Origin of the sequence: Amycolatopsis balhimycina FH 1894 (assembly GCF_000384295.1) — a bacterium.
GTDB lineage: Bacteria > Actinomycetota > Actinomycetes > Mycobacteriales > Pseudonocardiaceae > Amycolatopsis > Amycolatopsis balhimycina.
The window spans coordinates 7,915,928-7,936,025 of the sequence record NZ_KB913037.1 but is presented as its reverse complement, the minus strand read 5'-3'; the positions used below and the strand labels follow the sequence as shown (position 1 = coordinate 7,936,025).

At 71.3% G+C, this 20,098-nt stretch carries 12 protein-coding genes; 2 read left to right on the top strand and 10 right to left on the bottom strand.

Annotation, left to right across the window (positions count from 1 at the left end):
- Window positions 1-4: 4 nt before the first annotated feature.
- The 7 genes from treS to malQ form a co-directional block, all read right to left on the bottom strand.
- Complete coding sequence (treS, locus tag A3CE_RS0136620) at window positions 5-1,813, bottom strand: maltose alpha-D-glucosyltransferase (RefSeq protein WP_026469210.1); 1,809 nt, start codon at window positions 1,811-1,813, stop codon at window positions 5-7.
- A 41-nt stretch (window positions 1,814-1,854) separates the two neighbouring features.
- Entirely contained in the window at window positions 1,855-3,837 is a 1,983-nt protein-coding gene (locus A3CE_RS0136615) for a maltotransferase domain-containing protein (protein ID WP_020645074.1), read from the bottom strand.
- Window positions 3,838-4,223: 386 nt separating this feature from the next.
- Entirely contained in the window at window positions 4,224-6,371 is a 2,148-nt protein-coding gene (glgX, locus tag A3CE_RS0136610) for a glycogen debranching protein GlgX (protein WP_020645073.1), read from the bottom strand.
- 138 nt (window positions 6,372-6,509) lie between these two features.
- Entirely contained in the window at window positions 6,510-8,222 is a 1,713-nt protein-coding gene (gene treZ / locus A3CE_RS0136605) for a malto-oligosyltrehalose trehalohydrolase (RefSeq protein WP_020645072.1), read from the bottom strand.
- Window positions 8,219-10,504, bottom strand: coding sequence for a malto-oligosyltrehalose synthase (treY, locus tag A3CE_RS0136600; protein ID WP_020645071.1), 2,286 nt, complete (start codon window positions 10,502-10,504; stop codon window positions 8,219-8,221). The genes treZ and treY overlap by 4 nt, the downstream gene beginning before the upstream one ends.
- Entirely contained in the window at window positions 10,501-12,627 is a 2,127-nt protein-coding gene (gene glgX / locus A3CE_RS0136595; RefSeq protein WP_020645070.1) for a glycogen debranching protein GlgX, read from the bottom strand. Before glgX (A3CE_RS0136595) ends, treY begins: the two co-directional genes overlap by 4 nt.
- Before the next feature lie 80 nt (window positions 12,628-12,707).
- Window positions 12,708-14,681 carry a 4-alpha-glucanotransferase gene (gene malQ / locus A3CE_RS0136590; RefSeq protein WP_020645069.1) on the bottom strand — a complete coding sequence of 658 codons (1,974 nt, stop codon included), beginning with the start codon at window positions 14,679-14,681 and terminating at the stop codon, window positions 12,708-12,710.
- A 45-nt stretch (window positions 14,682-14,726) separates the two neighbouring features.
- On the opposite strand from malQ, the gene A3CE_RS59410 reads away from it, so the two are divergent.
- Both A3CE_RS59410 and A3CE_RS0136580 read left to right on the top strand, forming a co-directional pair.
- The gene (locus tag A3CE_RS59410; protein ID WP_020645068.1) at window positions 14,727-14,852 is read left to right on the top strand and encodes a helix-turn-helix domain-containing protein; all 126 of its coding nucleotides are present in this window, start codon (window positions 14,727-14,729) and stop codon (window positions 14,850-14,852) included.
- A 41-nt stretch (window positions 14,853-14,893) separates the two neighbouring features.
- The gene (locus A3CE_RS0136580) at window positions 14,894-16,342 is read left to right on the top strand and encodes an amino acid permease (RefSeq protein WP_020645067.1); all 1,449 of its coding nucleotides are present in this window, start codon (window positions 14,894-14,896) and stop codon (window positions 16,340-16,342) included.
- On the opposite strand, the gene A3CE_RS0136575 is transcribed toward A3CE_RS0136580, so the two are convergent.
- The 3 genes from A3CE_RS0136575 to A3CE_RS52180 all read right to left on the bottom strand — a co-directional run bounded on the left by A3CE_RS0136575 (window position 16,320) and on the right by A3CE_RS52180 (window position 19,814).
- The gene (locus A3CE_RS0136575; RefSeq protein ID WP_020645066.1) at window positions 16,320-17,102 is read right to left on the bottom strand and encodes a DUF6885 family protein; all 783 of its coding nucleotides are present in this window, start codon (window positions 17,100-17,102) and stop codon (window positions 16,320-16,322) included. The genes A3CE_RS0136580 and A3CE_RS0136575 overlap by 23 nt on opposite strands.
- Before the next feature lie 99 nt (window positions 17,103-17,201).
- Entirely contained in the window at window positions 17,202-18,557 is a 1,356-nt protein-coding gene (locus tag A3CE_RS0136570; protein ID WP_020645065.1) for a type I glutamate--ammonia ligase, read from the bottom strand.
- 453 nt (window positions 18,558-19,010) lie between these two features.
- Window positions 19,011-19,814: an EamA family transporter gene (locus A3CE_RS52180; RefSeq protein WP_020645064.1), complete on the bottom strand. Its 804-nt coding sequence runs from the start codon at window positions 19,812-19,814 to the stop codon at window positions 19,011-19,013.
- Between the last annotated feature and the right edge of the window lie 284 nt (window positions 19,815-20,098).

Sequence of the window (20,098 nt, the reverse complement as noted above, 5' to 3'; positions counted from 1 at the left end):
GGACTCACCTCGCTTCGCCTTCGTCTCCCGGGCTCGTCAGCTGGAACCAGTAGAAGCCGTGCCCCGGCAGCGTCAGCAGGTACGACAGCTCCCCGATGCTGGGGAACCGCACGCCGCCGGTGAGTTCCACCGGCGTGCACCCGCGGTGCGCGGAGAGATCCAGTTCCACCGGCTGCGGGAACCGGGAGAGGTTGTTCACGCAGAGCACGATGTCCTCGCCGCCGTCGGGGCGCCGCCAGTGGCGCTTGTAGGCCAGCACGCTCGGGTTGGACCCGCCGAGGTCGACGAACTCGCCCTCGGCGAACGCGTGGTGCTGCTTGCGCACCTCGATCATCCGCCGGGTCCAGTTGAGCAGGGAGGCGTCGTTGTTCGACTGCGCCTCGACGTTCAGGCCCTGGTAGCCGTACACCGGGTCCATGATCACCGGCAGGTAGATCCGGCCGGGGTCGCAGGAGGAGAACCCGGCGTTGCGGTCCGGGGTCCACTGCATGGGGGTCCGCACCGCGTCGCGGTCTCCGAGCCAGATGTTGTCTCCCATGCCGATCTCGTCACCGTAGTACAGAACGGGCGAACCGGGGAGGGAGAGCAGCATCGCGGTGAACAGCTCCTGCTGGTTCCGGTCGTTGTCCAGCAGGGGCGCCAGCCGGCGGCGGATGCCGATGTTGGCCTTCATCCGCGGGTCCTTGGCGTACTCCGCGTACATGTAGTCGCGCTCGTCGTCGGTGACCATCTCGAGGGTCAGCTCGTCGTGGTTGCGCAGGAAGATGCCCCACTGGCTGCCGCTGGGGATCTCCGGGGTCTGGCTGAGGATCTCCGAGATCGGGAACCGGGACTCGCGCCGCACCGCCATGAAGATCCGCGGCATCAGCGGGAAGTGGAACGCCATGTGGCACTCGTCGCCGCCGACGGCCGGGTCACCGAAGTACTCGACGACGTCCGAAGGCCACTGGTTGGCCTCGGCCAGCAGGATCCGGCCCGGGTACTCGTCGTCGACGACCTTGCGGCAGCGCTTGAGGAACTCGTGCGTGCGCGGCAGGTTCTCGCAGTTGGTGCCCTCCTGCTCGAACAGGTACGGCACGGCGTCGAGGCGGAACCCGTCGATGCCCAGGTCCAGCCAGAACCGCAGGGTGTCGATCATCGCGTTCTGGACGTCGGGGTTCTCGAAGTTGAGGTCGGGCTGGTGGGAGAAGAACCGGTGCCAGTAGAACTGGCCGCGCACCGGGTCGTAGGTCCAGTTCGACGTCTCGGTGTCGACGAAGATGATCCGCGCGTCGGCGTAGCGGGAGTCGTCGTCACTCCACACGTAGTAGTCGCCGTACGGGCCGTCCGGGTCGTGGCGGGACTGCTGGAACCACGGGTGTGCGTCCGAGGTGTGGTTGAGCACCAGGTCGGTGATCACCCGGATACCGCGCCGGTGCGCCTCGTTGAGCAGGAAGACGAAGTCCTCGACGCTGCCGAACTCCGGCAGCACCGCGCGGAAGTCGCTGATGTCGTACCCGCCGTCGCGCAACGGCGAGGCGTAGAACGGCGGCAGCCACAGGCAGTCGATGCCGAGCCACGCCAGATAGTCGAGCCGCCCGGCCAGGCCGCGCAGGTCGCCGGTGCCGTCGCCGTTGGAGTCGGCGAACGCGCGCACCAGCACTTCGTAGAACACCGCGCCCTTGAACCACTCCGGGTTGCTCGGCGCCTGCTGCGCCGACCGGAAGTCCCCGGCCTGGGGTTCCACCAGCATGCCGTCGGCGGTCATCGCCTCACCGGTGTGCGGCACACCGTCCAGCCCCAACGCGGCGTCGGGCCGGGCTTCTTCCGCCATGTACTCCACCTCGTCCTTCGAGTCCCTGTCCTTGGCGCGTCTCAGCCGGCCAGCCGGCGTCTCACCGACACGACGTGCGCCACGGCGCGCCAGGGTTCGAGCCGGACGTAGTTCGCCTGACCCCAGTCCCAGGTGTCGCCGGTGACCTCGTCGTGGGCGATCAGCCGTTCGTGCGCCTCGAACCCGAGTGCCGCGGTGTCGAGCCACAGCGTGCCCTCTTGGGGCCCGTACGGATCGAGCGTGACGACGGTGACCACGGTGTCGCCGGTGGCCGGGTCCTGTTTGGAGTAGGCCAGCAGCGCGTCGTTGTCGACGTGGTGGAAGTGCAGGGTGCGCATCTGCTGCAGCGCGGGGTGCGCGCGGCGGACGGCGTTGAGCTTCGCCAGCCACGGCTCCAGCGAACGCCCTTCGGCGAGCGCGCGGTCGAAGTCGCGCGGGCGCAGCTGGTACTTCTCGGAGTCGAGGTACTCCTCGCTGCCCTCGCGGACCGGGACGTGCTCGAACAGCTCGTAACCCGAGTAGACGCCCCACGTCGGCGAGATCGTCGCCGCGAGCGCCGCCCGCAGCGCGAACATGCCGGGGCCGCCGCGCTGCAGCGACTCGTGGAGGATGTCCGGGGTGTTGACGAACAGGTTCGGCCGGCCCTCGTTCCAGTGCTCCCGCAGGTCGACGGCGAAGTCGATCAGCTCCTGCTTGCCGGTCCGCCAGGTGAAGTAGGTGTAGCTCTGGGTGAAGCCGAGCCGGGCCAGACCCCACAGCCGCGCCGGGCGGGTGAACGCCTCGGCCAGGAAGATCACGTCCGGGTGGGCGTCCTTGACCGACTGGATCAGCCAGGCCCAGAAGTCCGGCGGCTTGGTGTGCGGGTTGTCGACCCGGAAGATCTTCACCCCGTGGTCGATCCAGACCGTGATCACCCGCAGCATCTCTTCGTAGACGGCCTTGGGGTCGTTGTCGAAGTTGATCGGGTAGATGTCCTGGTACTTCTTCGGCGGGTTCTCCGCGTACGCGATCGAGCCGTCCGGGCGGGTGGTGAAGAACTCCGGGTTCTTGAGCACCCACGGGTGGTCGGGCGCGGCCTGCAGCGCGAAGTCGAGCGCCACCTCCATGCCGAGCTCTTCCGTGCGGGCCACGAAGGCGTCGAAGTCGTCGAAGGTGCCCAGGTCGGGGTGGATGGCGTCGTGCCCGCCCTCGTCGGCGCCGATGGCCCACGGCGAGCCGACGTCGTCCGGGGTCGCGTCGAGGGTGTTGTTGGGGCCCTTGCGGTTCACTCGCCCGATCGGGTGGACGGGCGGGAGGTAGACGATGTCGAAGCCCATCTTCGCGACGCGGTCGAGCGCGCCCGCGGCGGTGGCGAAGGTGCCGTGCACCGGCTTGCCCTCGGCGTCGAGCCCGCCGGTCGAGCGGGGAAACAGCTCGTACCACGAGCCGAACGCGGCGCGACGGCGGTCGACCCACAGCTTGTGCGGCTTGCCCTTGGTGATCAGCTCCCGCACCGGGAACTCGTGCATGAGCTGGCGGATCTCGGGCGAGAGCGCGGGCCCGACGCGCTCGGCGAGACTGCGCTCTTCGTCGCGCAACGCCTTCACCGCGCCGGTCAGGAGCTGCTTCTCCGCCCGGCGGTCGGGACGGCGGGCGACGCGCTCCAGCAGGCGGGCGCCGTTCTCGATGTCGTTGGCGAGGTCCTCGGGCCCCTGCCCGGCGGCGACCTTCACCTCGACGTTGTGCTCCCACGTCGCCCACGGGTCGCCCCACGCGTCGATCCGGTAGGTCCACATTCCGGTGGTGTCCGGGGCGATCACCGCGGCGAACTCGTCCGGGTGGTCGGGGCCGCGCGGCACCATCCGCGCCTGGCGCGTCAGCCGGTCGCCGGGGCCGCGCCACGCGACGGTGGCGGCGACCGCGTCGTGACCTTCGCGCCAGACGGTCGCGGTGACCGGAATGTGTTCTCCCACAACGGCTTTGGCCGGATACCGGCCGCAGCTCACGCTGGGGGAGACGTCGTCGATGCCGAGCCGGCCGGTCATGGGCAACGCCCCTCGGTGTGTCAGTTGGACGCAGGCAGGCGACAGTCTGCCTGACTCGATCAAGCGCCCACGAGGCAGGGTTCTCTACCCGGGTACCCAGGATCCGACGTCCGAAACACTGTTGCCGCAAGGAATTTCCGGCGGATGTCCGGGAGGTTAAGCCGATGCGCCACCTATCGCCGCCGCCGCACGGACGACACGCGGACCCGGCCGGACGACACTCGTACCCGAACGGACGACTCGCACGTGATCAGAGAGCCGACACGCGTGATTGGGGAGCCGACACGCGTGATTGAAGGGTCGACACGAGCATGGCTGCCGTGTCGACCCTGTAATCACGCGTGTCGGCCTCCTGATCACGCGAGTCGACTCTTCAATCACGTGGGTCAGTAGGGCTCGGGCTGGGGTTCGGCGGCGAGGCGGGGGGCGCGGAGCAGGAGGAGGGAACGGGACTGCAGTGTCACGCGGCTCTTGGCTTCCAGCGTGCCCGGGTTCGCCGGGCTGCCGTCGGCGGTGCTCGTGTCGAGCGTCGGCTTGAACGTCTCGCCGTACTCGCGGCCCGGCAGCACGACCTCGGCCGGCCCGTCGCCGGCGTGCAGCCACAGCAGCCACGAGTGGTCGGGCACCAGCTCGCCGTCGCGGTTGCGGGCCTGGCTGTTCGAGCCGTCGATCCACATGCCGAGCGTGTGGCGGTCCTCGAACCAGTCGGTCTCGCCGAACTCCTCGCCGTCCGGGCGGAACCAGACGAGGTCCGGCTTGCCGGTCGGGGTCGTCCGGCCTTCGAAGAACTCCGGCTGCCGCAGCGCCGGGCTGTTGGCGCGCAGCCGCACGACCCGGCGGGCGAAGCTCAGCATCGACTCCGCCTCGGGGTCGTCCGGCGTCCAGTCCAGCCAGGACGTCTCGTCGTCGATGCAGTACGCGTTGTTGTTGCCGCCCTGGGTCCGCCAGAACTCGTCACCGGCCGTCAGCATCGGGGTGCCGGTGGACAGCAGCAGCGTGGCGAACAGGTTGCGGGCCTGCCGGGCGCGCAGCTCGCGGATCTCCGGATCGGCCGTGTCCCCCTCCGCGCCGTGGTTCCACGAGCGGTTGTCGTTGCCGCCGTCGCGGTTGTCCTCGCCGTTGGCCTCGTTGTGCTTTTCGTTGTAGGACACCAGGTCCCGCAGCGTGAAGCCGTCGTGGGCGGTGACGAAGTTGATCGACTGCCACGGCCGGCGCAGGTTGTGGTCGTACAGGTCCGACGAACCGGACAGCCGGTAGGCGAGGTCGCGGACGCCCGTCGCGCCACGCCAGAAGTCCCGCACGGTGTCGCGGTAGCGGCCGTTCCACTCCGCCCACTGCGCGCCGAAGCCGCCGACGCGGTAGCCCTCGCCGGTCGCGTCCCACGGCTCGGCGATCAGCTTGCAGCGCGAGAGCACCGGGTCGGTGGTGATCGTGGTGAGCAGCGTCGACGCGTCGTCGAACGCCCCGCCGCGGGGCCGGCCGAGCGTGCTGGCGAGGTCGAACCGGAAGCCGTCGACGCCCAGCTCCTGCGTCCAGTACCGCAGCGAGTCGGTGACCAGCCGGACGACGGTCGGCGAGCCGGCCTCCAGGGTGTTGCCGCAGCCGGTGATGTCGGCCATGTGGCCGCGGTCGGTGTGCAGGTAGTACACCGGCGCGTTCAGCCCGCGGAAGCTCAGCGTCGGCCCGTCCGGGCCGCCCTCGCAGGTGTGGTTGAACACGACGTCGAGGATCACCTCGATGCCCGCCGCGTGCAGGGCGGCCACCATCAGCCGGAACTCCTCGACCTCGTGGCCGGGTTCGCTGGCGTAGGCGGCGTGCGGCGCGAAGAAGCCGAGCGGCGAGTAACCCCAGTAGTTGTGCCGCCCGGCCCGGATCAGCGCCGGCTCGTCGAGGAACGAGTGCACCGGCAGCAGCTCGACCGAGGTGACGCCGAGGCGGGTCAGGTACTCGATCGCCACCGGGTGGGCCAGGCCGAGGTAGGTGCCGCGCAGCGCCTCCGGGATGAACGGGTGCTGCCGGGTGAACCCCTTGACGTGCAGTTCGTAGACGACCGCCTCCTCGAACGGCACCTCCGGCTTGATCCCGGTGTCCGGTCCGCCCGGCGAGGACACCACCGACAGCGGCACGCTGCCCAGGGAGTCCACTGTGGACATCGGCCCGCGTTCCGGGTCGCCGGTGAAGCCCTGGGCCGCGCGCAGGTCGGTGAGCCCGCCGGTGATCTGCCGGGCGTACGGGTCGAGGAGCAGCTTGTGCGGGTTGCACCGCAGGCCGCGGGCCGGGTCGTACGGGCCGTGGATCCGGTAGCCGTACCGCTGCCCCGGCGTCACCCCGGGCACCAGGCCGTGCCAGACGCCGAAGGTGCGTTCGGTGAGCGCGATCCGGCGTTCCGATCCGTCGGCGTCGATCAGGCACAGCTCGACGGCGTCCGCGACGGCGGACGTGATCGCGAACCGCACCCCGCCGGCCTCCGGGTGGGCACCGAGCGGAAAGGGACGGCCGGCGAGGACGTGGTCGGCGGAGGGTCGTGTGGCCATTCCTGAATCGTCCCAGACAAGCAGTCGTCCGTGCGCGCCATTACCGAGGAGTTACCCGGAGGCAACCGCCGTCAGGGCCAAGTCCGTGAATGGCACATTGAGGGACTCTACGTCCCTCAATGTGCCATTCACGGACTTTCACTGGGTCGTTTCGACCAGGGCGAAGGTGTCCGGGGGCAGCTGGGCGGCGCCACCGTCCACGGTGGCCTCGCCCCAGGTCAGCAGGGCCGCCGTCGCCCCGAGCGGCAGCGTCACCGGGCCGGCGCCGAAGTTGACGGCCAGCCGCAGCCCGCCGCGGTGCAGCACGAGCCACGATCCGTCCGGGGCGGTGTCGAGACGCAGGTCCGACACCTGGGGGTCGGCCAGCTCGGGCCGTTCGCGGCGCAGCCGGATCAACGCGCGGTAGAGGTCCAGCACCTCACGGTGACCGGGGCGCCCGGCCTCGGCCCAATCGAGCCGCGAGCGCTCCACCGTGGCCGGGTCCATCGGGTCGGGCACGTCGGCCTCGCCCCAGCCGTGCCGGGCGAACTCGCGACGGCGTCCCGTGCGGACGGCTTCGGCCAGCTCCGGGTCCGGGAAGGACGCGAAGAACTGCCACGGCGTGCTCGCCGCCCACTCCTCCCCCATGAACACCATCGGCGTGTACGGCGAGCAGAACAGCAGGGCCGCGCCGCAGGCCAGCCGGCCGGGGGCGACCGTCGCGGACAGCCGGTCGCCGGTCGCGCGGTTGCCGATCTGGTCGTGGTTCTGCAGGTAGCCGAGGAAGCGGTGGCCGGGCACGGTCCGGGTGTCGACCGGACGGCCGTGCGTCCGCTCCCGGAACGACGACCAGGTCCCGGCGTGGAAGAACACCTCGCGCAGGACCCGTTCGAGCGCGTCCGGCGCGGCGAAGTCGGTGTAGTAGCCGGACGTCTCGCCGGTGAGCTTGACGTGCAGGGCGTGGTGCAGGTCGTCCGACCACTGTGCGTGCAGGCCATAGCCGCCGCGCTCGCGGGGCGTGACCAGCTTCGGGTCGTTGAGGTCGGACTCGGCGATCAGCGTCAGCGGCCGGTTCAGCGCCGCCGACAGCGCGCCGGCCTCGGTGGCGAGCTGTTCGAGCAGGTGGACGGCCCGCCGGTCGAGCAGCGCGTGCACGGCGTCGAGCCGCAGCGCGTCGACGTGGAAGTCGCGGAACCAGCTCAGCGCGTTGTCGATGACGTACCGGCGGACCTCGTCGGAGCCGGGGCCGTCGAGGTTGAGGCCGGGCCCCCAGTCGTTCCGGCCGGCGAAGTACGGCCCGAACTTGCCGAGGTAGGCCCCCGACGGCCCGAGGTGGTTGTAGACGACGTCGAGCACGACGGCCAGGCCGCGCGCGTGGGCGGCGTCGACGAACCGCTTGAAGCCGTCGGGCCCGCCGTAGGGCTCGTGGACCGCGCCCCAGAGGACGCCGTCGTAGCCCCAGCCCGCGGTGCCGTCGAACGAGTTGACCGGCAGCAGCTCGACGTGCGTGATCCCGAGGTCGACGAGGTGATCGAGCCGCTCGATGGCCGCGTCGAAGGTGCCGCCCTCGGTGAATGTGCCGACGTGCAGCTCGTAGAGGACGCCGCCGGGCAGCTGCCGTCCGGTCCAGGCGTCGTCGGTCCAGGCGAACTCCGCGTGGTCGTAGACACGGGACTCCGCGTGCACGCCGTGCGGCTGCCACCGCGAGCGCGGATCCGGCAGGGGCTTCTCGTCATCGAGCAGGAAGGCGTAGTTGATGCCTTCGGCGTCGGCGTGCCACCAGCCGCCGTCGCCCGCGGTCATTTCGTGCACGCCTTCGTCGACGCTCACCCGGACCCGGCGGGCCGAAGGGGCCCACACGCTGAACTTCATGCGTCTCCTCGCACCAGCAACGCGACGGGGTAGCGGTCGAACAGGGTGGCCGCGTCCGGGCTCGCGTCGCGGCCGGTCAGGACGTCGGTCCAGACGCCGGCCGGCAGCGGCAGCACGGTGTCGCGCCAGCCGCCGCCGGCTTCGAGGCCGACCGGGAGCCGGGTCACCGCGACGGCGAGGTCGGCGCTGCGCGTGTAAGCCAGGACGTGCTGGGCGGCCGGACCCTCGGCTCGCAGCGGCCGGTAGCCGCGGAACAGCGCCGGGTGCGCACGACGCAGCCGCAGCGTCTTGTGGACGACCAGCAGCTTCGCCGCGCCCGACGCGTCGATCTCCGGCAGCTCGCCGTCGGCGATCCGGGTCAGGATTTCGCGGCGGACGACGTAGTCGACCGGGCGCCGGTTGTCCGGGTCGACCAGCGAGAAGTCCCACAGCTCGGTGCCCTGGTAGACGTCCGGGACGCCCGGGGCGGTCAGCTGCACCAGCTTCTGGCCGAGGGAGTTCGTGTAGCCGGGTCCCTCGATGCGCTTGACGAACGTCTCGATGTCGGACGCCAGCTCGGCGTCGTTCATGACGTCTTCGGGCCAGGCTGCGACATCGGCCTCGAAGGCTTCGTCGTGGTCGGTCCAGCTGGTCCGGAGCTTGGCCTCCTTGGCCGCCTTGTCCAGGTAGTCCCGCAGCCGGGCCGGCTCGATCGGCCAGGTCGACACCAGCGTCTGCCACGCCAGCAGGTTCAGCGACGGCTCGTCGATGCCCCGCCGGGCGGTCCACCGCCGGACGGCCTGGGCGAACTCGCCCGGCACTTCGGCCAGCACCGCCATCCGGGCCCGGGTGTCCTCGGAGCGCTTGGTGTCGTGGGTGGTCAGCGTCGTCATCGCGGCGGGGTAGCCGGCCTCGCGTCCGGCGGCCAGCCGGTGGAACTCCTCGACGCCTAGGCCGAAGCGGTCCGGGTTGCCGCCGACCTCGTTGAGCGCGGCGAAGCGGGTGTAGCGGTAGAACGTCGTGTCCTCGGTGCCCTTCGCCACGACCATGCCGGACGTCTGCTGGAGCCGGGTGGCCAGCTCGCTGTCCGGGTTCTTGCGCATGACGGCGTCGAGCATCGTCAGCGGGTCGGCGAGGTCGGGCCGGGCACGGCGGGCCCCGTCGATCGCCGCGGCCCAGTGCGCCGCGCCTTCGGGGAGATAGGAGCGGTAGACGGGGAAGGCGATCATGGTCTCGGCCACTGCCTGCCGCGCCACTTCGGCCTCGAAGTGGGGCAGCAGCGCGGCGATCCGCCGGACCTCGGCCACGAGAATGCGGTCGGTGACCAGGCGCCGGGCCTCGGCCTCGACGCGGTGGTAGCCGGTCTTCACGCCCAGCTCGTTCGCCAGCACGGTGAAGTCGGGCTCGCCCGCCGGGTCGATGAAGACGCCGGCGATCTCGCGCAGGGCATCGTAGCCGGTGGTGCCGTCGACCGGCCAGCTCTGCGGCAGCGGCTCGCCCGGGTGCAGGATCTTCTCCGCGACGATCCACGCGTCCGGGGCGTTCTCGCGCAGCCGCCGGAAGTAGCCGCCCGGGTCGGCGAGCCCGTCCGGGTGGTCGACGCGCAGGCCGGTGACGTCGCCGTCGGCGACCCAGCGCAGCACCTCGCCGTGCGTCTCGGCGAACACCTTCGGATCTTCGACGCGGACCGCGGCCAGGTTCGTGATGTCGAAGAACCGGCGGTAGTTCAGCTCGGCGTTGCCGCGGCGCCAGCCGATCAGGCGGTAGTGCTGGCGCTCGTGGACCTCTTGCGGCGTCCCGTTTTCCGTGCCGGGGGCGATCGGGAACCGGTGATCGTAGTAGGCGAGCTCGCCGCCGTCGACGGTCAGCTCGGCGACGGCTCCATCGTCACTGTCGTCGCCGAGGACCGGCAGCAGGATCGGGCCGCGGTCCCAGTCGACGTCGAAGAAGGAGGCGTACTCGGAGCCGCGGCCGTGCTTCAGCACGTCCCACCACCACCGGTTGGCCTTCGGCACCTCGACCGACATGTGGTTCGGCACGATGTCGACGACCAGGCCGAGGCCGAGTTCCTTCAGCAGCGCGGCGAGTTCCCGCCGGGCGGACTCGCCGCCGAGCTCGGGCCGCGCGCGTGTCGGGTCGACCACGTCGTAGCCGTGCGTCGAGCCCGGCGTCGCGTCCAGCACCGGCGACGCGTACAACGCGCCGATGCCGAGGTCGCGCAGGTAGCCGGCGATGCCGGCCGCGTCGCTGAAGGTGAACTCCGGGCGCAGCTGCACCCGGTAGGTCGACTCCGGCACCGTCATTCGGGCTCCGTCTCCGTCCGTTGCAACACGATCAGGGACCGGGCGGGGAGGGTGAACTGGCCGCCGCCTTCGATCGGCTTCGCGCCGAGGGGCTCGACTTCGCCGGTCGCGGTGTCGACGACGACAGTCCAGGCGTGGCCGTACCCGTTGCCCGGCAGCTTGGCGTCGATGTCTTCGTAGTGCGCGTTGAAGGCGAGCAGGAACGAGTCGTCCTCGACCTTCATTCCGCGCTGGTCGAGGTCCGGGATCGCCTTGCCGTTGAGGAAGACCACGACCGCCTTGCCGAAGCCGTCGTCCCAGTTCTGCTCGGTCATCTCCTCGCCGGCCGGGGTGAACCAGGCGATGTCGCCGAGCTTGTCGCCCTTGCCGACCGGGCCGCCCTGGAAGAACCGGCGGCGGCGGAACACCGGGTGCCGGTGCCGGAACGCGCCCAGCCCGCCGGTGAACTTCACCAGGTCCGCGTGGTCCTTCGCCAGTTCCCAGTCCATCCAGGACAGTTCCGAGTCCTGGCAGTAGACGTTGTTGTTGCCCTGCTGGGTGCGGCCGAACTCGTCGCCGTGCAGGATCATCGGGATGCCCTGCGACAGCATCAGGGTGGCCAGCATGTTGCGCTGCTGCTTCGCCCGCAGCGTCAGCACCTCGGCGTCGTCGGTCTCGCCTTCGACCCCGCAGTTCCACGACCGGTTGTCGTCGGCGCCGTCCCGGCCGTCCTCGCCGTTGGCCTCGTTGTGCTTTTCGTTGTAGGACACCAGGTCCCGCAGCGTGAAGCCGTCGTGCGCGGTGACGAAGTTGATCGACGCGAACGGGCGGCGGCCGTCGTCCTGGTAGAGGTCCGACGAGCCGGTGATGCGGGACGCGAACTCGCCCAGCGTCGAGGGTTCGCCCCGCCAGAAGTCCCGGACGGTGTCGCGGAACTGCCCGTTCCACTCCGTCCACAGCGGCGGGAAGTTGCCGACCTGGTAGCCACCGGGGCCGACGTCCCACGGCTCGGCGATGAGCTTCACCTGGCTGACGATCGGGTCCTGCTGCACGAGGTCGAAGAACGTCGACAGCCGGTCGACGTCGTAGAACTCGCGCGCCAGCGCCGACGCGAGGTCGAACCGGAAGCCGTCGACGTGCATCTCGGTCACCCAGTACCGCAGCGAGTCCATGATCAGCTGCAGGGTGTGCGGGTTGCGCACGTTCAGCGAGTTCCCGGTGCCGGTGTAGTCCATGTAGTACTCGGGCTCCCCCTCGACCAGCCGGTAGTAGGCCTCGTTGTCGATGCCGCGCATCGACAGGGTCGGCCCGAGGTGGTTGCCCTCGGCGGTGTGGTTGTAAACCACGTCCAGGATCACTTCGATGCCGGCCTCGTGGAAGGCCTTGACCATGCCCTTGAACTCCTGGACCTGGCCGCCCTCGCCGGGCATCGCCGCGTAGGCGTCGTGGGGCGCGAAGTACCCGATCGTGTTGTAGCCCCAGTAGTTCGTCAGGTTCTTCCCATCGAGGCCGTGGTCGGTGACGAACTGGTGCACCGGCAGCAGCTCCACCGCCGTCACGCCGAGCTTCTGCAGGTGTTCCATGACGGCGGGGTGCGCGAGACCGGCGTAGGTGCCGCGCAGCGGTTCGGGCACGAACGGGTGATTCACGGTCATGCCCTTGACGTGGGCCTCGTAGATGACCGTCTCGTTGTACGGCCGCTTCGGCTGGCGGTCGTTGCCCCAGTCGAAGAACGGGTTCGCCACCAGCGAATACGGCACCCGGCCGGCGGAGTCGTCGTCGTTGCGCTCGTCCGGGTTGCCGAACTTGTAGCCGAACAGCGACTCGTCCCACTTCACGCCGTGTGAGACGGCCTTCGCGTACGGGTCGATGAGCAGCTTGTTCGGGTTGCAGCGCAAGCCGCGCTTCGGGTCGTACGGGCCGTGCACGCGGAACCCGTACCGCTGACCGGGCCCGACGTTGAGCAGGTAGCCGTGGTGGACGAAGCCGTCCACCTCTTCGAGCGCGTACCGCTCCTCCTTGCCCTCGCCGTCGAACAGGCACAGTTCGACCCGTTCGGCCACCTCGGAGAACAGGGCGAAGTTCGTCCCGACTCCGTCGTAGGTGGCGCCGAGCGGGTAGGGCGTTCCTGGCCAGGGCCGCACTGGGATCTCCTCGAGCTTGGGTCGTGCCGGTGGCGTCCGCGGACGCGCATCACTGGGGGTCGTACGCCACGGGGTGGTCGTTACCGGGGCAGCGGGCGAGCCGCCGCCAGCGGTGCGACCGCGGCGCGGACCCCCTTCGCGGTGAAGAAGCCGTCGACGCTGACGGGAAGGCGAATCCGCCAGTTAGGGTACTGGTCGATCGTTCCGGGCAGATTCGGCTGCCGTACCTGGCCCGCCACGTCGGCCGGCGACGTCAGCACCAGCCGCGACGCGGCCGACGCCAGCAGCGTGTGCAGCGCGACGACCGGGTCGTCGTCCGGAATCCCTTCCCGCGCAACGAGTTCGAACAGCGCCTTCCGCTCGGCGGCAGCCGCCTCTTCCTCCGCTTCGACACCGCGGTCCAGCAGGCCCAGCTCCGCGCGGACCCGGACGTGTTCGCCGGCCAGCCAGCCGGCGACCGTGGGCAGGTCGTGCGTGGAGATGCTGGCCATGGCGTCCGGGTCCCACTCCGCCGGGCGCGTGAACGGCTTGCCCGGCGCGTCCCAGTCGCGTTCGAACCACAGCACGGCCGAGCTGAGCATCCCCCGCTCGTGCATGGTTTCGGTGACGGTCTCTTCGACGGTGCCCAGGTCCTCCCCCACGACGACGGCGCCGGCGCGGTGTGCTTCGAGGGCGAGCACGCCGACCATCGCTTCGGCGTCGTAGTGGACGTACGTCCCGCGGTGCGCGGGCTCGCCCGGCGGGATCCACCACAGCCGCCAGAGCCCGGCGATGTGGTCGACGCGGATGCCGTCGGCGTACCGCAGCACGCCGCGGATGACGTCCCGGAACGGCCCGTACCCGGCCTCGGCGAGCTTGTCCGGCCGCCAGGGCGGCAGGTTCCAGTCCTGCCCCTGCTGGTTGAACGCGTCCGGCGGCGCGCCGACCCGCACGTCGGCGGCGAAGACGTCCCGCACCGCCCACGTGTCGGCCCCGCCGGGGTGCACCCCGACCGGCAGGTCGTGCACGATCCCGACCGTCATCCCGGCCTCGCGCGCCGCCTGCCGGGCGGTTTCCAGCTGCACCCGGCAGAGGTGCTGGAGCCACGCGTGGAAGCCGACGCGCTCCTTCAGCTCCTCCCGCGCTTCTTCCACCTCCGGCCCGGCCGGATCGCGCAGCGGCTCCGGCCAGTCCCGCCAGTCCGCCCCGTGCCGCTCGGCGAGGGCGCAGAACAGCGCGAAGTCGAGGAGGTCGCCGTCCTCGGGCACCTCTTCGACCCGGTGCGGCCACAGCAGTTCCAGCGCGGCCCGCTTGGCCGTCCAGACCGCGTCGTAGTCGACGAGCTCGCCGCCGCGGTCCGGCTCCAGCGACCGCACCGCGTCCTGGGTCGCCCGATCGGCCGCATCGAACGTCTCGGTGGCCGTGACGCGCAGGTAGACCGGGTTGGCGAACCGCCGGCTGGCGGGCGAGTACGGCGAGCGCTCGATCGGCTGGGCCGGGCTGATCGCCTGGACCGGGTTGACCAGCAGGACGCCGGCATCGAGCTCCGCGGCGGACCGGGCGGCGAAGGCCGCGAGGTCCGCGTAGTCGCCGATGCCCCAGGAGCCGGCCGAGTGCAGGGCGTAGAGCTGCAGCATCCACCCCCACGCGGGCCGGACCTCCGGCAGTTTCGCCGGCACGACCGCGAGCACCGCCTCCTGGTCGCCCGCGACCACCCGGTGCCAGCCGAGCGGCAGATCCGCGGGCAGCTCCCCATCGGCGCGCCGACGGGTCCCGTCCTCGAGCACGACCTCGGCGTCGACGCCGAGCGGCCGTCCGGTGCCTTCCCGCACGACGATCGTCGGCGGCAGGACGGCGGCGGACCGGGCTTCGTACGCAGCGGTCAGCGCTTCGGCAATGGCCTCCTCACTGGTCGCGTCGAGACCGAACTGGCCGAGGACGGCGACGACGACATCGTCGTCCACGTCGACCCAGACCTGGTCGGCGTTCTCGTACCGGGTGGCGACTCCGTAGCGGTCGGCGAGCTCGTGCAGGGCACTGCGGGCGGGGATCTCTTCGGGCACGGGGACCAGCATTCCGGTGCCCGGCCGTTCCCGCCATCTGCACGGGACGACGTCACCTTGCCCCGGCCGTCCGCACCCGGCGGGCACGACCTCACCGAACGTGAACGCGAGGTGCTCGGCCGCCTCGGCGCGGGCCTGACCCGGGAAAACCCGGGTGCCGCCGATCTGCGGGAACGCCCGTGACCTTTTAACTTCTCCTCATGGGTGAGCGGAGAACACTGAACGTGGACGAGGTCCTGGACCGCCAGGACTCCGGGGAGCTCAAACGGCGGCTGCGGGGACGCGACCTGGTCGGGTTCGGCGTCGGGATCATCATCGGCACCGGCATCTTCACCTTGGCGGGTGTCGAGGCGAAGACGCACGCCGGGCCGGCCGTGACGTTGTCGTTCGTGCTCGGCGCGGTCGTCGCCGGGCTCGCGGCGCTGTGTTACGCGAAGCTCGCCTCCAGCGTCCCGACGGCGGGAAGCGCTTATACCTACGCTTTCGCCACCCTCGGCGAAGTGTTCGCCTGGATCATCGGCTGGGACCTGCTGCTGGAGTTCGCGCTCGGCGCCGCCGTGGTCTCGCGTGGCTGGTCGGGGTACCTGGCGAACCTGCTCGGGCTGTCGCCGGAGTGGTTCGGTGAAGACGCGAAGGTCAACGTCGGCGCGGTGCTCATCATCGCCGTGCTGACCGTGGTCGCCGTGCTGGGCATCAAGGAGTCGGCCCGGCTGACCAACGTGCTGGTGTGCGTGAAGGTCGCGGTCTGCGTCCTGGTGCTCGCGGTCGGCGTGTTCTTCGTCCGGAGTGCCAACCTGACGCCGTTCATCCCGTCGGCGAAGGCGCCCGAAGCCGGCACGACGGTGCTCGAGCAACCGATCTTCCAGGCGGCACTCGGTCTGGAGCAGTCGGTCTACGGCATCGCCGGGATGATCACCGCGGCCGCGGTGGTCTTCTTCGCTTACACCGGCTTCGAAGCGCTCGCGAACCTCGGCGAAGAGACACTGAACCCGCGCAAGGACCTCCGGGTCGGCATCCTCGGCGCGCTGGGGGTGTGCGCGCTGCTCTACATCGGCGTGTCGATCGTGCTGACCGGCATGGTCCCGTTCACCGACATCGACACCGGCGCGCCGCTGGCCGACGCGTTCGACCGGGTCGGCCGGCACTGGGTGGGCGCGCTGATCTCGCTCGGCGCGGTGACCGGCCTGACGTCGGTGATGATGGTCGAGCTGGTCACGATCGGGCGGATCGGGTTCGCGATGGGCCGGGACGGCCTGCTGCCGAAGGCGCTCGGCAGCGCGCACCCGCGCTGGGGCACCCCGCACCGGATGACCATCGGCGGCGCGGTGTTGATCGCCGTGCTGGCCGCGTTCATCCCGATCTCCGAACTGGCCGACATGGTCAGCATCGGCGCGCTGTCGGCGATGATCATCGTGGCCGTGGCGGTCCCGGTGCTGCGCCGCCGCCGTCCCGACCTGGAGCGGCCGTTCTCCGTGCCGTTCTCGCCGGTGGTGCCGATCCTGGCCGCGCTGGCGTGCCTGTACCTGATGCTCAACCTGAACGTGCTCACGTGGATCCGCTTCGCGGTGTGGCTGGTGATCGGCCTGGTGATCTACTTCGCCTACGGCCGCCGTCACTCCCGTTTCGCGCCCGGAAACGCGGAGACGGCAATCAGTCCCAAAAGGACGGAGTGAGCCCCGCGACGCGGGCCGCCTCGCGGACGACGCCGTCCTGGCCCGCGTCGACGACCACCAGCACGCCGAGCCCGGCCAGCGCCGCCGTCACCCATTCCACGGGCTGGTCGTGGATCCCGTTGTCCCCCAACGACGAGTAAGTGTCCACAACGGACAGAAGAGTACCCTCGGCGCCGATACGGATGGCCGCCAGGAGCACGAAGTGACCTCCGGGCGGGCGCCAGCGGGACGTCCACAGTGGCGGGACCCCGGTGTCGAGGTAGTCGAGCAGCGCGCGTTCCGGGGTGTCGTGGGCGCCGAGCTCGGCACCGTCGATCCGGGCTATCACCGCGACGCGCGGGACGTCCCACAGCCCGACGAGCAGGTCGAACAGCGACCCGGTGGTCCACTCCCCCGTCACCGGCACCGCCGTGAGGGTGCCCCGCGACAGCGAGCCGACGGCCGGCGCGAGCCCGGAAACCCGGGTGCCGGCCGCGGCCGGGTCGTCGACGACCGGCAGCGGCAGCCGGAAGTCGCGGCGGCCCGCCTCGCCCCGCGGGCGCACGGCCGGCCCGCGGACCGTGCCCGCGGCCGCCGCGACGGCGTCCTGGTCGAGCCCGTCGAGCCCGGCCGCCCGCAGCGCCGCGAGCCCGCAGAACGCCGCGGCCAGGCCGTCCTTCTGGGGCAGCTCCGCCTGGGCCACCGCGGCCAGCCGGGCCCCGCCCGGCAGCCACCGCACCCCGGACAGGTCGAGCTGCCCGCCGTCGATCCCCGAAGACATCGGTCCCCTCAGAACCTTGTTCAGCCGTCGGCCGGCGCGAGTGTCACCACAAGCGGGCGGCCGGCGGTCCGTAGCGCCGTCCTGACCAGAATAAGGTTCTCAGTAGCGCCAAAGGTGGGCGGCGACGATCTCGTCTGCCGTGTGGTCGGCCGCCCACGCCGCGTCCGACGCCCGGACGGCGCGGAAGGCGCCCAGCAGTTCGTCGCCGAGCACGCCGGCGACCCGCGGCGACGCCAGCAGCGCGGCGTCCTGTTCGGCGGTGTCCGCCGGCAGCCGGCGCACGCCGCGCGTCTCCCGTTCCCCGTCCGTCCAGCCGCCCGGATCCTCGCCGATCGGCTCGGGCAACGCGGGCGCGTCCTCGATGCCGGCCATCCCGGCGGCCAGCACCACGGCCAGCGCGAGGTACGGGTTGGCCGAGGCGTCGGACGCCTTGAGCTCGACGTTCGCGTGGTCGGTGCCCAGCAGCGGCGTGCCGGGGACGTACCGCAACGGCGCCTCCCGGTTCTCCACGCCCCAGAACGCGTACGCGCCCGCGAAGTAGCCCGGCCGGAGGCGAAGGGTCGAGGGCACGCTCGGCGCGGTGATCGCGGTCAGCGCCGGCAGGTCGCGCAGCAACCCGGCGAGGTAGCCGGCGCCGTCGCCTTCGGGCGTGCTCGCGGCGCCGTCGAGCAGGTTGCGGCCCTTGCGGCGGACCGAGGTGTGCAGGTGCCAGCCGTTGCCGGCCGCACCCAACCCGACGAGTGGCGCGAAGCTGACGGCGAGGCCGTGCGCGTACGCGGCGGCGTGGATGGTCTGGCGGGCGAGCAGCTGGTCGTCGGCGGCCGAGACGGGATCGGTGGCGGCGAGCGACAGCTCGACCTGGGCCACGCCGTACTCGGCGTGCAGCTGGCCGATCCGCAGGCCGTTGGCGGCGAAGTCGTGCAGGAGGGCCGCGACGAAGCCGTCGAGGCCGACCAGGGCGTGCGGGCTGTAGGCCGGGCCTGGGTGCCCGGGCGTCGTCACGACGTCGGCGCTGCCCGCGGGTGCGACGGCGAACTCGAGCTCGTAGCCGGCCCGGAACTCCAGCCCGCGCCGCGCGCCCTCCGCGACCTGCCTTTCGAGGACCGCACGCTGGCAGTAGGGCCACGGCTCGCCGTCCTTGGTGAGCTGCCGGACCGGCGCCCAGGCGAGCGCGGGCTGCCCGGCCAGCCGGCGCAGCCGGTCGACCACGGGCACGAGCCGGATGTCCCCGGACGGCGTCGCAAGGCCGGCGTGCCCGTAGGTGATGGCGTCGTGGCTGTCGAAAACAGCGAAGAGCGAGGTGGCGCCGACCCCGCGGGTGGCGGCGTCGGCCAGCCCGGCGATGGGGACGACGCGGGAGCGCGGGATGCCGTTGTTGTCCGCCCAGGCGAGGTGGACACCGCCCACTCCGGCGGCGGCGAAGTCCTTCGCCGCGGCCGACGCCGCTTTCGTCATGGCCACCTGCCTCCTCCCGCCCGGGCTCAGTATCCCGGGCGGGCGCGGTGCGGGCCATCACAATCCGACCGGCGGAAACACCCCCGCCCTCCCTGGCAGGGTTCCGGCAAAGTCGCGCCCCGGTTCGCGGATCGGCGGCTCACCGAAGGTCTTGAATGACTCATTCAGGACCTCCGAAGACCTGAATGAGTCATTCAAGACACCGCGGCAGCGGCAGCTGCCACGCACGCCGGTGAGCGGACAGGTGCTCCCAGGCTGGGCGCCGACATGCGTACTCGCGCAGCCTCTCACCACAAAGATCAGGCCCCTGACCTGCAGAAACGACTTTGCCCGACCCCCGCCCTCCCTGGGGGGCGTGCCCTTGTCCAGCGTATCGGCCGGGTCCGACGGAAAGCCCGGAAAAGGCGCTGCCGCGGCTCGCCTGTCCACATCACGGCCCGCCTGTGGACAACTTCAGCCCGGCGGCTCCGGCCCCGGCCGGGCCGGGGTATCGCGGCTCCGCACCGCCACTCCCGCCACCACCGCCAGCGTGCCGAGGGCCTCCGGCAGGCTCGGCACCTGGCCGAGCAGCAGGAAGCCCAGCACGCCCGCCGTCACCGGGAGCAACGCCAGCAGCACCGCGAAGCGCGCCTTGCCCACCCGCCGCAGGACCACCTGGTCCAGCGCGTACGGCACCACCGTCGACAGCACCCCGACGCCGATACCCAGCAGCAACAGGCGTGGGGAAGACCACACTTCGCCGGTGCCCGAGGCGAGCGGTGACAGGACGAGCGTGCCCGCCGCGAAGCCGATCGCCAGGCTGTCGATGCCGTCGCCGTCCGCCGCCACCCGCTTGCCCAGCAGGATGTAGCCCGCCCAGGCCGCCGCCGCGCCCAGGGCGAACGCCACTCCCCAGAAGCTGCCCGCCAGCCGGACGTCCGCGATGGCCACCACCCCGGCGGCCACCAGCAGGACCGCCAGCACGTCCCGCAGCGTCCGGGACCCCAGCGCCGCCACGACCACCGGGCCCGCGAACTCCACCGCCACCGCCGTACCCAGCGGCAGGCGGGCGATCGCCTCGTAGAAGAGGACGTTCATGCCCGCCGTCACGACGCCGAAGACGATCGCCAGCAGCAGGCGCCTGCCCCGCCAGGCCGCCCGGGGTGGCCGGCGCCACGCCAGCAGCACCACCGCCGCGCCGAGGCAGCGCAGCCACGCCACCCCGGCGGGCGTCGCGTGCCCGAAAAGACCGACCGCGATCGCCGCGCCGGCGTACATCGAAATTCCGCTGAGAACGAACAAGACCGGCGCGGGTACCACGGAAAGTCGCCCGGGGGAAGTCACTGATGTCACGATCCTATGGTGCCTGACCACGGAAAACGTAACTCTCCGAGTATTCGTCTCCTGGATTGCGGGACGCGGCTACGACATCCGGGGTAAATCGGCGTGACTCAGGTCCCACCGGCGCGGGAACACTTGCGGGCAGCGAAACGTCTGGAACAGTAGAGGCACGAACACCGCGGAGCCGGAGGCGATCGCCGCCACCGGCATCAGTCCCGAAG